This is a genomic window from Diaminobutyricibacter sp. McL0608, from assembly GCF_039613825.1.
GTDB lineage: Bacteria > Actinomycetota > Actinomycetes > Actinomycetales > Microbacteriaceae > Diaminobutyricibacter.
On record NZ_CP154826.1, the window covers coordinates 4084339 to 4097380 of the forward strand.

Sequence of the window (13042 nt, forward strand, 5' to 3'; positions counted from 1 at the left end):
CCGCCGCCGGGCCGGATGCTCGTGCGCAGGTTCTGAACGCCTGCACACGGTGCAACGCGTGCCGGTGTTCAGAACCTGTGCACGCACGGTTACTGCGCCGAGCCGCCGGACACGTCGATCAGCACCTTCCCGACGGTCCCCGCCTCGACGGCATCGTGCGCGGCCGCCGTCTCCGCCAGCGCAAAGCGCGTGATCGGCAGGCCGGCATCTGCTCCGACCGGAAGCGCCCCATCCGCCACTGCTGCAGCGACCGCGCGGACTGCCGCGTCCTTCGCATCCACAGCCGTCGTATACGTGAGCAGGTACCGATACCGCACGTTCTTCGCCATGCTAGGACGCACCGGGACCACCACCGGCTCCCCGTTGTCCGCGTAGACCGCGACGGTCGCATCGGGCGCGGCGACTTCGAGGTCGAGTCCGAGATTCGCGGCAGGGTTGACCTCGACGACGAGGTCGATCCCGCGTGGCGCCAGAGCGCGGATCGCGGCAACGGCATCTGATGCGCGATAGTCCACCACGTGCTGAGCCCCCGCGGCACGGGCGAGCGCAGCCTTCTCCTGGCTGCTCACCGTCGTGATAACGGTGGCACCCGCCCACACGGCGAGCTGAATCGCCGCATGCCCGACCGCACCCGCGCCTCCCGCGACGAGCACGGTCCAGTCAGCGAGGGCTCCCGGCGCGAGCTCGCGCGGTGACCGTTCGGACGCGGCGAGCGCGATGTGCGCGGTCAGTGCGGGGATGCCGAGCGAGGCGCCGACGTCGAAGCTCGCGTCGTCGGGCAACGGCACGACCTGCCGGGCCGGAAGAACTACGAGCTCCTGCGCCGTGCCGTCCGGTCGCTGGTAGGCGGCATCCCACACCCACACACGGTCGCCGACGGCGAACCCGCCGACTCCGGGCCCCACCTCGTCGACGACGCCGGCGCCGTCCTGGTTCGGCACCTGCGGTGCGCCGAGCTCGGTGACCCGGCCGCCGCCGGAGCGCGACTTCCAGTCGGTCGGGTTGACGCCGGAGACGTGGATGCGCACTCTCACCTCGCCCGGACCCGGATGCGGTTCGGCGCGTTCGCCGAGTTCGAGCACGGACGACGGACCGGTGGTGCGGTAGCTGACGGCCTTCATGGTCTCAGCCAATCACGTTCCGGCCGGCCGGAACAATGCCGCCGCCCGCACAGCTGGCGCGGCCGGACGACGCCTGACGCGCACCCGCACCAGCTGTGTCCGGCCGCACTACGTAGACCTAGTGCGGCGAGACGTACCTAGTGCGACGAGACGAACCTGGCTGCGACGCCCACGCATCTGGAGCGGCCGGACAACACCCGAGGCGCACCCGCACCAGCTGTGTCCGGCCGCACTACGTAGACCTAGTGCGGCGAGACGTACCTAGTGCGACGACGCCTCTGGCTCGCGCGACCCCGCCTGACGCGACTCACTCGGTCGCGCATCCCCCCGAGTCGACCGGCGCCGTCCCGACGGTCGCCAGCACCGGCCGCAGTTCGGCCAGCGTCAGCGCATACCCCGTCTCCGGGTCGGTCGTCGAGCGGGCGAACACGACGCCCGCGACCTTGCCTGACGCGTCGAACAGCGGTCCTCCCGAGTTGCCGGGCCGCACAGACCCGCGCAGCGCATAGATCTCGCGGTCGACCGTCGAATGCTGGTAGATGTCGCCTCCTCGGGCGACGAGCTTCTCCCGGACGCGTTCCGGGCTCACCGTGTACGCCCCGTCGCCCGGATACCCTGCGGCGAACGCCGACTCGCCCGTCGCGAGATCTTTCCCGAGCGCGAGCGGCTTCTCGCTCAGCCCGCTCACCTGAAGCACTGCGAGGTCGCGTTCAGGGTCGAACGCGACGAGTGTCGCCCGCAGTGAGCGGCTGCTGTTCACGTCTTTCACGAAGATCGCGTCGGACCCCGCGACCACATGCGCGTTGGTGACGACACGGCCGGGCGCTTCGACCCATCCGCTGCCTTCGGAATCCACGCCGCATCCGGGTTTCGCCGCGAGCACCTTCACGACCGAGTCCGCAGAAGCGTTGACGGGGGCCGGCACGGTGGCGTCGGGAGCGGCGATGGCGTGGATCGATTCCCCGCCCTCGAACACCTGCGGCAGCCCCGCCTGCGAGAGCGCGTCGTCGACCGCGCCCAGCACCGTGGACGACGGCAGCGGCGCGATCGCGTCGAGTGTCGCGACCACCCGGGACGTCGACGCCGCCTGCATGACGGCCGCGAGGTTGGTGGCCTGCGCGAACCCTGCGAACAGCCACACGAGGACCGCCCAGGTCAGCAGCCCCAGGATCGAGCCGGCCAGCGAGTCCAGCCAGCGGATCGGGCCGTGCCTGACCAGTTTTCCGAGCATCCCGGCCAGCGCTGTCGCAAGACCGTAGGCGATGGATGCGCACACCAGGATCACGATGGCGGCCACGATCGTGCGCTGGGACAGCCCGGTCCAGCCGATCGCAGCGAACCAGCCGACGACGATCGGAGCAAGGGCGAGTCCGGCCCACAGCCCCACGATCAGGCCGACGAGGGAACCGGCCTGGCGGATCGCGCCGTTGGACCAGCCGACGGCGAACGCGACCACCGCGAGCACGATGAGTACGGCATCCACCACGATTTCCACGTGATCACCCTGTCGCACGATTCTGGGCAGACGCTGCGGGCGCGCGGGTCGGTGACCGATGAGCTGCGGGGACTCCGGGCGCGGTTTGGCATCCGGTAGACCGTCTGGTCTAGAGTGCAGTGGAGCAGGGGGACCATGGTGAACGACGACCCGACGGCGGAGGCCGTCATCGGGGCTTTGCGGGATGCGCTCGCGGAGCGGGGAAGCAGGCTCGTCGTCGACGGCAGGCTCGACCCGGTGCTGGAGGCCAATTCGCGGTCGATCCTCGGCGAAACGCTTGCGGGAGCCCACGCCGCCCGCGCCGGCCAGCAGCTCGAACTCGTGTCCGTCGACTATGCGAAGCCCGCGGACCTGGCGGCGACCGGCTCCCTCCGCGCGTTCCAGAACCAGCCGCCCGCCGAGAGCCTGATGGCCGCCGAGGTACTGTTCGGGGTGGCCCTGCCGCTCGTCGTCGAGCGTCTGCGCGACGCGTCGGACGGCGAGGCGGATGCTGTGCTCGTCGCCCGTCTCCTCCATCACGCGATCTGGCGGCGCTTCCCGCCCGGCGCGATCGCCTATGTCGAGATCATCCGCGAGCGTCTGTCGAGCGCGCACCAGGACAGCCGGCGTCGCGTGTCGCGCGAGCTCCACGACCGTGTCGCCCACGGCATCCTGGCCGGACTGCAGCGGGTCGAGCTCGCCGCCTACGACGAGGGGTGCGCGGTGGATGCGGCCGCCACGGGTGCACCGGGCGATGCTGCGGATGCGCCGCGCGATGGCGTGGATGTGGCCGCCACGGATGCACCGCGCGATGATGCGGATGCGCGGGGCGGTGATGCCGACAGCGCGAACCCAACCGCAGGCGCGGAGGCACGCCGGGCGCACCTGCGCGACGCTCTCGCCCTGCTGCGGCAGGCTCTCGCCGACGTCCAGGACATGGCGGTCGAGCTGAGGCAGCTCGTGGGCGACCGGGTGCTCGACGATGCGATCGCCGACTACCTGGTGGATTCGGAGGCCGTGTCCGACCGGGTGGTCGTCGAGAGGGTGGGGCGGGCGCGCATCCTGCCGTCCGGTATTGCAGACGAGGTGTTCACGATCGTCCGCGAAGCGATCCGCAATGCGCGCGACCATGCCGTCGGAGCCACCGCGATCACTGTGCGGCTGGAGTGGGCCGACGAGCTGGTGGTCACCGTCGCCGACAACGGTCCGGGGTTCGACCCGGTTGCCGCGGCGGATGCCGGGCTCGGCCTCGTGAGCATGCGGGAGCGGGCGGAGACGATCGAGGCGACGCTCGACTGTGTGACGGGCAGCGGCGGCACCAGTATCGTGGTGCGGCTGCCGCTCGCCGAGGTGCGCTCGTGAGGTCGGGCGAGGTGGATGCCGTGGGTGCGTCGGGCACGCCCGGCGCGTCCGGCGCCGCGCGCGCCTCCCGCCGCACAGGACCCGTCACGATCCTGATCGTCGACGACCACGACCTCTTCCGTGAGGGTGTCGCCGCGATCCTGCGGCACGACCCGCGGATCGCCGTCGTGGGGGAGGGGAGCAGTTCGCAGGACGCGGTCTCGCTCACCGCATCCCTCGACCCGGACGTGCTGCTGCTCGATGTGGAACTGCCGGGGGGACCCGCGCGGGCGACGGTGGCGCGCATCCATCGGTCGTCCCCGCGCACGCGGATCGTGATGCTGACCATGCACCGCGACAGTGTTCTGAAGGAGGAACTGCTCGCAGCCGGAGCGTTCGTCTACCTCACGAAGACGACGCCGAGCGCGGAACTGGTGCAGTCCGTGCTGCACGCGGGCGCGGTCGCCCAGGGTCTGGCGCCTGCGCCCGAACGGGCTGCATCGACCGCCCGTCGTCGCGCCTCGATCCTGTCCGCACGCGAGGAGGAGGTGCTGCACCTGCTCGCGCAGGCGCGCACCAACCGGAGCATCGCCGAAGCCATGAGCATCGCCGAGGGAACAGTCAAACGGCACACGAGCAGCATCTACGCGAAGCTGGGCGCCCGGTCGCGCATGGAGGCCGTGCGCAAAGCGGTGCTGCTCGGCATCTTCAGCCACGACGAGGACTGACCTGCCGCGCGTGGCCCGGCGGGAATGTGACGAATGGCCCATTCCGCCCTCTCGAAGACCCTCGATAGAGTCGCCACGTCCGGGGGGAATCTGCAGGGCCACGGCCGGTCATGCCGACCGTACGGGGCTCCGCGCATCAGCTGACTGTCGCGGCCGCCGCAGGGGGTGCGGGGGCCGCGGCAGTCTACGCAGGCGGGCACACCCGGGCGGATACTGAGACCATGCGCTATACGAAACTCGGCACCACAGGACTCGACGTCTCCGCGCTCGCCCTGGGCTGCATGACCTTCGGGGAGCCCGACCGGGGCAACCATCCGTGGTCACTGCCTGAGGGTGAGAGCCGGCCCATCATCAAGCAGGCGCTCGAAGCGGGCATCACCTTCTTCGACACCGCGAACCTGTACTCCGACGGCTCCAGTGAGGAGATCGTCGGGCGTGCCCTGCGGGACTTCGCCGACCGTGACGCGGTCGTGATCGCGACGAAGGTCCACGGGGTGATGCGTCCGGGCCCGAACGGTCGCGGCCTTTCACGCAAGGCGATCCTGACCGAGATCGATCACAGCCTGCGTCGCCTCGGCACGGACTATGTCGACCTGTACCAGATCCACCGCTGGGATCCGCACACCCCGATCGAGGAGACGCTCGAGGCGCTCCACGACGTGGTCAAGTCCGGCAAGGCGCGGTACATCGGTGCCTCGTCGATGTACGCGTGGCAGTTCAGCAAAGCCCTCTACCTGCAGCAGCTGAACGGCTGGACGCGTTTCGTCACCATGCAGGACCACTACAACCTGCTCAACCGTGAGGAGGAGCGCGAAATGCTGCCGCTGTGCGCGGATCGCGGGGTCGGCACGTTGCCGTGGAGTCCGCTCGCCCGCGGCAAGCTCACTCGGGACTGGGATTCGACCACGGAACGCTCACAGACCGACGAGTTCGGCAAGACGCTGTACCACGAGCAGTCGGACCGGGCGGTGGCGGATGCGGTGGCCCGCGTCGCAGAGGCCCGCGGCATCCCGCGCGCGCAGGTCGCGCTGGCGTGGGTGTCGTCGAATCCGGTCGTGACCGCGCCGGTCGTCGGGGCGCGCACGCCCATGCACCTCGAGGATGCCGTGGCCTCGCTCGACATCGTGCTCACCGACGACGAGCGGGCCGAGCTCGAATCGCCCTACGTGCCGCATCCCGTCGTCGGGTTCTGACCGGCTGTTCTGCCTGCACCGCCGCCGAGGTGACCCGTCAGCGGCGAGAATCGCCGGTCGGAGGGCGATTCTCGCCGCTGGGGGCGATTCTCGCGGCTAGGACGGACCGGTCGGGTCGGACGGGTCGGACGGACCGGACGGGGGACGGCGGCGCGCTGTCAGCACCACGATCAGAACGCCGGCGAGGGCGAGCACGATGATGCCGATCGCGATCCCGAGCACGATCCCGAGGTCGCTCGTCTGCGCGGTCGAGCCGCCTGCCGTTCCGCCGTTCGAACCGGACCCGGTGCTCGCACCGGGCGCTGCCGTCTCCAACTGCCCGCAGGGCGGCCCCACCGCGTTGCCCGCGGATGCGACCGTTCCGGAGGGCGGCCGGTACGTGAACTCGATCGAACTGGAGACGGTGTGCCCGTCAGCGGAGGCGATCTGCCACGTGACCACGTACGTGCCGCCCGCTCCCAGCGACACCGGAACCGACAGCACGCGGTCGAGCACCGATGGGCATCCGGTCTCGTAGTGCCGCTTGTCGGGACCCGTGACCTGCATGAGCGAGCCGCTCCCGTCGCCTTTCAGGTCGAGGATGATGTCGTTGAAGGTCAGCGACACCGTGCTCAGCGGCTGGGTCTGCACCGAGCCTGCCTTCGGCGAGCTGTCGACGAGATAGTCGTGGGCGCTCGCGCCGGTCGCTGGGGCCAGCGCGAGCACGCTCGCGACCAGCAGCGATAGCAGACCGCCCGCCACCACTCCGCGACTCAGTGCAGACCTGGCCATGTCAGACGCCTTCGTCCGAGCCTGTGCCCGGCCCCGACCCGGCTTTCGGGACGGCCCCGGAACCCGGGCTCGAACCTGCTCCCGCTCCCACCCAGGCCGGCCGCCGACGTGTCACCGCGTACACCGCGACCACGAGTGCGATCGCGCCGAGCGCGAGCCCGGCGATCCCGAGGGCGATGGCGACCGTGTCGGAACTGCTCGTCGACGACGAGGCGGCGGGGGCGGGCGTGCTCGTCACGAGCGTGTGCACTGTTTCCGGGTCGGCGGGCGGCGCCGTGTTGACGTAGAGCGTGGGCGCCGGATGCTCGGGCTCCTCACCTGAGGCGGGCGTCGGCTGGTTCCAGTTCACGACCGTGCCGTCGGAGTAGGTCTGCGTCACCGGAAGCACGACGCTCCCTGTGTCGGGGACCGGCCCCGCCTGCACGACGAAGTCCTCGAAAGCGCCGGGGCCAACCTGGACGCCGGGGTCGGCAGTCCAGGTGATGCGGATGGGCGCCTCGGTGACCGTGCCGTCATCCGTTTTCACCGGAGTGGCCAGCTTCTCGGTCACGACGGTCGTCTTCCATCCCGGCATGGGCTGGTAACTCACGGAGCTGAATGGCGTCTTCGTCGGCAGGTCGACTTCGAGCTTGACTGTTCCGGCAGTCGCGGACTCGGTCGGGACGGTGAAGGAGAGCGTGGTGTAAGAACCGGCGGCGGCCTGGTTCGGGTCGATGTGCACGTGTGCGCTCGCCGCGAGCGGGGCTGCGACGACGAGTACGGCGGTCGCCGCAGCCGCCGAGGCGGCTCGGGCGAACGTGCGTGCATTGATGCGTTTTTTCACAGTGGTGATGGTCCTCATCTCGGCCGCGAGAACAGCCGGGTTGCATTGGTGTCGACGCGATCGTGTGCCTGCCCATGATTCGGAGCGGGCACGGTTTCGGATCGCGGAAGCTGCGGATGCGCGCGTCAGGCGAACTGTGCGCGCAGTGACACCGACGGCGGGCCGCGATGGCGCATCCGGCCGATGAGGATGCCGAGGTCGCGCAGCACGGGAGTGTCGCCACCACCGTGCACCGCGACCGGCGCGAAAAGCGGGACGACCTGGATATCAGGCGGCCGCACCACGCGATCGAGTCGCAGTCGCGCCGTCTCGAACAGACCCCAGAACGCCCGCCCGCCGAAACGCAGCGCGATGATCGTGACCAGCGCGGCGGAGGCGTGACTCACCCACATCAGCGGGCTGTCTGGGATGACACTGCTCTCGCTCATGTGCTGGCCGGCCATCGCGATGAGGTGCGATCCGGCATGCACGTGCGACGACCCGTCCGCCGACACGAACCGCGTTCCGCCGGCCCCGAGGCTGAACAGGGCGTGGAACACCGTCTGGCTGATGGCCACCGATGCTGCGAGCCGCCAGGTGGATGCACGGCGGCCGGTCAGCGCGAGCGCGGCCAGCGTGGAGAACGTCAGACTGAGCGTGAGAGCGAGACCGCTCGGCGCCGCACCACCGCCGGCAACGTGGAAGAGTGCCGCGACGAAGGTCGCGAGCGTCGCCGCGACGAGGCCGCGCACGACCCTCGCCCACCGCGTTGCCATTTCGCTCCTGCCTTCGCACCCGTCGTCCCAGTCTATCGGCGGCGTTCCCGCGCGGCCCTTTTGTCCACAGGCCCACGGAACGGGCGATGAACGAAAGAATGCATGCATTGACGCGCGTCTCCGACGGGTTGTAACTTCAGGAACACCGGGCAGTTACGAGCGGGTAGGGGCCGTGGCGAACATGCAAAAGGCGAGACGAGCGGTTCGCGAACCGTCTCTGACTGACGCGATCATTCCCCTCGTCACGCTCGCCGTCCTCGTCGCAGGCTCGATCCTCCTGTTCGGCCTCGATGCCCTGAGCGGGCCGATTCAGGTCGCCCTCGTCCTCTGCGCGATGGTCGCCGCCCTCATCGCGCTCAAGAACGGCCACACCTGGTCCGACGTCCAAAGAGCCGGCCAGGGTGCGCTCTCGTCGGTCACGAGCGCGATGTTCATCCTGCTCGCCGTCGGAGCGTTGATCGGCGTCTGGAACCTCTCCGGCACGATCCCCACCCTGGTCTACTACGGGATCCAGGTGCTGTCGCCGACGTGGTACTACGCAGCGACGGCGCTGATCTGCGGCGTCATAGCGCTGAGCATCGGAAGCTCCTGGACCACCGCGGGGACGATCGGCGTCGGCCTCATCGGAATCGCCGCGATGATCGGCGTCTCCCCGGCGATCACCGCCGGCGCCGTCATCTCCGGCGCCTACCTCGGCGACAAGCTCTCGCCGCTGTCCGAGACCTCCATCCTGAGCGCGCAGATGGTCAAGGTGGACATCTACGCGCACATCAAGCGGCAGGTGTGGACGTCGGTGCCCGCGTTCGTCGTCGCGTTCGTGGTGTTCCTGGTGATCGGAATCGTCAGCGGGCCGGATGCGCATCCACCGCTGTCGACCGCGACCGAACTGCACAGCCTGAACGGCATCTACAACATCACGCCGTGGAACCTGCTGCCCCTCGTGCTCCTCGTCGTGCTGTCGATCCGCAAGGTGCCTGCGTCGCTCGCGCTGGCGTTCTCGGCGATCTTCGCGGGCATCCTCGGCGCGTTCCTCCAACCGACGGTGATGCAGAACTTCGTCGGCGGCGACCTCGGCCCCGTGCTCGGGTCGATCAAGGGCGTCTGGAGCGCGATGGCCAACGGCTTCTCCATCGACTCCGGGTACGCCGAGATCGACCGGCTGCTGTCGCGCGGAGGCATGGACAGCATGCTGATCACGCTCTGGCTGATCATCGCCGCTGTGACCTTCGGGGCGCTGCTGGAGGAGTTCGGCCTCATCTCGCGGCTGATCAACCCGCTCATCCATTCGGCCAGAAGCACAGGCCGACTGTATGTGACCGTCTTCGGATGCGCGCTCGGGCTGAACCTCGTGGCCGGCGACCAGTACATCGCGCTTGTGTTGCCCGCGCGACTCTTCCGGGTGGAGTTCGAGTCGCGCGGACTCGCTCCGACGAACCTTTCGCGTCTCGCCGCCGACAGCGCGACGGTCACGTCGCCGCTGGTTCCCTGGAACTCCTGCGGCGCGTTCATGGGCGCTGTGCTCGGCGTGCCGACCCTCGTGTACCTGCCGTACGCGATCTTCAACTACGTGAGTCCGATTCTGAGCGTGCTCTATGGGATCACGGGTTTCAAGATCGAGAAGCTCACCCCCGAGCCGACCGACGTCCCGACCAACTGATCCAGAGCAGGCGCTCGCGAGCAAGGAGTGATCATGACGACACAGGAAGCGGATATCGCCAGTACGAGCAGCACCAGCAAGCTGAGCGTGCCGGCACTGACGGCGATGGTGGTCGGCTCGATGGTCGGCGCCGGCGTCTTCACGCTCCCGCAGCGGTTCGCGGCCCACACCGGCGTGCTCGGGGCCGTCATCGCGTGGGTGATCGCCGGCGCCGGCATGCTCATGCTCGCCTTCGTCTTCCAGAGCCTCGCGGTGCGCAAGCCCAAACTCGACAACGGCGTGTACGTGTACGCGCGGGCGGGCTTCGGCAAGTATCCCGGCTTCCTGTCCGCCATCGGCTTCTGGGCGAGCGCATGCGCCGGCAACACGTTCTACTGGATCCTGATCACCTCGACCCTGAAACCACTGATCCCGGCCTTCGGCGACGGCGACACGATCTGGGCGATCCTCGTCTCCTCGGTGTGCGTCTGGGGCTTCTATTTCCTGATCATGCGGGGTGTCAAGGAGGCCGCCGGGATCAACGCGATCGTGACCGCGGCGAAGATCATCCCGCTCCTCCTCTTCGTGGTCGTAGCGATCTTCGCGTTCAAGCCGGATGTGTTCGTCGCCAACTTCACCGGCGGCTACAACGCCGGTGGTCCCAGCCTGTTCGGGCAGGTGCAGGGGACGATGCTGGTCACGGTCTTCGTGTTCCTCGGGATCGAGGGGGCGAGCGTGTACTCGCGGTACGCCAAGAAGCGGGAGGATGTCGGCCGCGCCACCGTTCTCGGATTCCTCTCCGTGCTCGCCCTCTTCGCGACGGTGTCGATCATCTCGTACGGGATCCTCCCGCAGTCAGAGCTCGCCCACCTCCGCCAGCCCTCCGTCGGCAGCGTGCTGGAGGCCGCCGTCGGTCCCTGGGGAGCCTGGTTCATCAGCGCCGGACTGATCATCTCCGTGCTCGGCGCCTACCTCGCATGGAGCCTGATGGCAGCCGAGGTCCTCTTCGCTGCCGCCAGAGATAAGGACCTCCCCGCCTTCCTGGGAAACCTGACCAAGAAGGAGGTGCCCGGAAACGCACTCATCCTCACCACCCTCTTCATCCAGCTCCTGCTGGTCATCGTCTACTTCTCCGAGGGCGCCCTCGACTTCATGCTCGACCTCACGGCCGCGCTGTCGCTGATGCCGTTCGCGCTCGTCGCCGGGTACGCGTTGAAGATCACCATCACCCGTGACGGCTACGCGGGCGAGCCGAGCCGAATACGAACGAGGGATCTCGTGGTCGCCGCGATCGCGGTCGTCTACACCCTGTTCCTCATCTTCGCCGCGGGAACGCAATTCCTGCTCCTGGCCTGTGTGCTGCTCGCGCCGGCCACGCTCCTGTACGGATTCGCCCGGCGGGAGCAGGGCGCGAAGCTCTTCACCCGGCCGGGCTGGGTGGTCTTCATCGTGGTCCTCGCCGGCGCGGTCGCCGGAGTCATCGGACTCATCACCGGATTCGTCACCATCTAGGGCAAGCGAAGTCTTCGAGGAAGGAAGATCATGACCGAAAACACCTACGGTGTTCATTCCGAAGTCGGCGAGCTGCGCAAGGTTCTCGTCTGCGCCCCGGGTCTCGCCCATCGGCGTCTCACCCCGACGAACGCCGACGACCTCCTGTTCGACGACGTGATGTGGGTGGAGAACGCTCAGCGGGACCACGCGGATTTCGTCGCCAGCCTGCGCTCGAACGGCGTGGACGTCGTCGAACTGCATGACCTGCTCGCACAGACGATGGCATTTCCGCGGGCGAAGACCTGGCTGCTCGATCGCAAGATCACCGCCAACGAGGTCGGCCTCGGCCTCATCGACGGCACGCGCGAATACCTGGAGTCCCTCGAGCCGCGCCAGCTGGCCGAATACCTGATCGGCGGGCTGGCGACCTCCGACCTCCCCGACCAGTACCGCACCGGCTACGTCTCGCTCGCCCGCGAATCGACCGGCGTGCGCGAGTACCTGATGCCGCCCCTGCCCAACACGATCTACACCCGCGACACCACGTGCTGGCTGTACGGCGGCGTGACTCTGAACCCGCTCTACTGGCCGGCGCGTCACGACGAGACGCTGCTGATGAAGGCGATCTACCAGTTCCACCCGGACTTCAACCAGTCGACCGTCTGGTGGGGGGACCCCGAGCAGGAGTGGGGCCAGTCGACGTTCGAGGGCGGCGACATCATGCCGGTCGGAAACGGGGTCGTGTTGATGGGGATGAGCGAGCGCACCTCGCGGCAGGCGATCACCCAGGTCGCTGCTGCACTGTTCGAGCAGGGAGCAGCCGAGCAGGTCGTCGTCGCCGGAATGCCGAAGCTGCGTGCTGCCATGCACCTTGACACCGTGTTCACCTTCGCCGACCGGGACATCGTCACGCTGTACCCGACGATCATGGATGCGGTCCACACCTTCACTCTGCGACCGGGCGCCGCCTCGCCAGGGGTGACGGTGACGGATGAAGGGAGCACCCCCTTCGTCGACGTCGTGGCCCGCTCGCTGGGCCTGGACAAGCTCCGGGTCATCGAGACCGCCGGGGATGTGTACGCATCCGAGCGCCAGCAATGGGACAGCGGCAACAACGCGGTCGCCCTCCGCCCGGGCGTCGTCTACACCTACGACCGCAACACGGCGACCAACGACCTGCTCAGCAAGGCGGGCGTCGACGTCATCACCATCGTCGGTGCGGAACTCGGGCGCGGCCGAGGCGGCGGACACTGCATGACCTGCCCGATCATCCGCGACCCCGTCGACTTCTGACGCCGGGGCCGCTCGAAGCTCAGTGCAGGTGGTCGCGCCAGTCGGCGGGCGCCCGGCCCTCGGGCCCGGGCGCCGGCTGGTCCTCGGGGTGGTGCAGGGGCGGCGCCAGCTTCGGTCCCTGCAGCAGAACGTCGGTCAGGTAGTCGTAATACCAGTGCTCACCCGGTTCGTACGACCGGATGAGCGGATGCCCGGTGATCGCCGCGTGCGCTCGCGCGTGCTGCGAGGGTGAGCTGTCACAGCATCCGATGTGTCCGCAGGTCGCGCACCGGCGCAGGTGGAACCACCACCCGCCGGTCTCGTTGCATTCGACGCAGCCGGTTCCACTCGGTGGAACAGCAAGGTCGATGACGCTCGAGTCGGTCATGCTCCCATTGTGGCGCGCTCTCCGGCCAGGCGGCAGGGGAAGTGCC

The 13042-nt window shown here is 68.9% G+C and carries 12 protein-coding genes; 6 read left to right on the top strand and 6 right to left on the bottom strand.

From position 1 onward, the window contains the following. Positions 1–89: 89 nt before the first annotated feature. On the bottom strand, positions 90–1121 hold the full coding sequence (locus AAYO93_RS19595) for an NADPH:quinone reductase (RefSeq protein ID WP_345762872.1): 1032 nt from the start codon (positions 1119–1121) through the stop codon (positions 90–92). 307 nt (positions 1122–1428) lie between these two features. Continuing rightward, positions 1429–2616 (bottom strand): MarP family serine protease, encoded by a 1188-nt coding sequence (locus tag AAYO93_RS19600; protein WP_345762873.1) that lies wholly within the window; start codon positions 2614–2616, stop codon positions 1429–1431. Between the two features lie 135 nt (positions 2617–2751). Between AAYO93_RS19600 and AAYO93_RS19605 the strand changes: the two genes are divergently transcribed. The 3 genes from AAYO93_RS19605 (at position 2752) to AAYO93_RS19615 (ending at position 5857) form a co-directional block, all read left to right on the top strand. Beyond that, a complete protein-coding gene (locus tag AAYO93_RS19605) occupies positions 2752–3957 on the top strand; it encodes a sensor histidine kinase (protein ID WP_345762874.1) in 1206 nt (401 codons plus the stop codon). After that, positions 3954–4664, top strand: a complete 711-nt coding sequence (locus AAYO93_RS19610; RefSeq protein WP_345762875.1) for a response regulator transcription factor — start codon at positions 3954–3956, stop codon at positions 4662–4664. The genes AAYO93_RS19605 and AAYO93_RS19610 overlap by 4 nt, the downstream gene beginning before the upstream one ends. A gap of 221 nt (positions 4665–4885) precedes the next feature. Then, positions 4886–5857 carry an aldo/keto reductase gene (locus AAYO93_RS19615; RefSeq protein WP_345762876.1) on the top strand — a complete coding sequence of 324 codons (972 nt, stop codon included), beginning with the start codon at positions 4886–4888 and terminating at the stop codon, positions 5855–5857. A gap of 96 nt (positions 5858–5953) precedes the next feature. On the opposite strand, the gene AAYO93_RS19620 is transcribed toward AAYO93_RS19615, so the two are convergent. The 3 genes from AAYO93_RS19620 to AAYO93_RS19630 all read right to left on the bottom strand — a co-directional run bounded on the left by AAYO93_RS19620 (position 5954) and on the right by AAYO93_RS19630 (position 8206). Beyond that, positions 5954–6628 (bottom strand): copper resistance CopC family protein, encoded by a 675-nt coding sequence (locus tag AAYO93_RS19620; RefSeq protein WP_345762877.1) that lies wholly within the window; start codon positions 6626–6628, stop codon positions 5954–5956. A 1-nt stretch (position 6629) separates the two neighbouring features. Then, positions 6630–7451, bottom strand: a complete 822-nt coding sequence (locus AAYO93_RS19625) for a YcnI family copper-binding membrane protein (protein ID WP_345762878.1) — start codon at positions 7449–7451, stop codon at positions 6630–6632. A 125-nt stretch (positions 7452–7576) separates the two neighbouring features. Further along, positions 7577–8206 (bottom strand): hypothetical protein, encoded by a 630-nt coding sequence (locus tag AAYO93_RS19630; protein ID WP_345762879.1) that lies wholly within the window; start codon positions 8204–8206, stop codon positions 7577–7579. 181 nt (positions 8207–8387) lie between these two features. On the opposite strand from AAYO93_RS19630, the gene nhaC reads away from it, so the two are divergent. Genes nhaC through AAYO93_RS19645 form a run of 3 tightly spaced genes read left to right on the top strand, consistent with a single transcriptional unit; the run spans position 8388 to position 12629 of the window. Next, on the top strand, positions 8388–9863 hold the full coding sequence (gene nhaC, locus AAYO93_RS19635; RefSeq protein ID WP_345762880.1) for a Na+/H+ antiporter NhaC: 1476 nt from the start codon (positions 8388–8390) through the stop codon (positions 9861–9863). 33 nt (positions 9864–9896) lie between these two features. Further along, the gene (locus AAYO93_RS19640) at positions 9897–11354 is read left to right on the top strand and encodes a basic amino acid/polyamine antiporter (protein ID WP_345762881.1); all 1458 of its coding nucleotides are present in this window, start codon (positions 9897–9899) and stop codon (positions 11352–11354) included. A 30-nt stretch (positions 11355–11384) separates the two neighbouring features. After that, the gene (locus AAYO93_RS19645; RefSeq protein ID WP_345762882.1) at positions 11385–12629 is read left to right on the top strand and encodes an arginine deiminase; all 1245 of its coding nucleotides are present in this window, start codon (positions 11385–11387) and stop codon (positions 12627–12629) included. A gap of 19 nt (positions 12630–12648) precedes the next feature. On the opposite strand, the gene AAYO93_RS19650 is transcribed toward AAYO93_RS19645, so the two are convergent. Then, positions 12649–12996, bottom strand: a complete 348-nt coding sequence (locus AAYO93_RS19650; RefSeq protein WP_345762883.1) for a UBP-type zinc finger domain-containing protein — start codon at positions 12994–12996, stop codon at positions 12649–12651. Between the last annotated feature and the right edge of the window lie 46 nt (positions 12997–13042).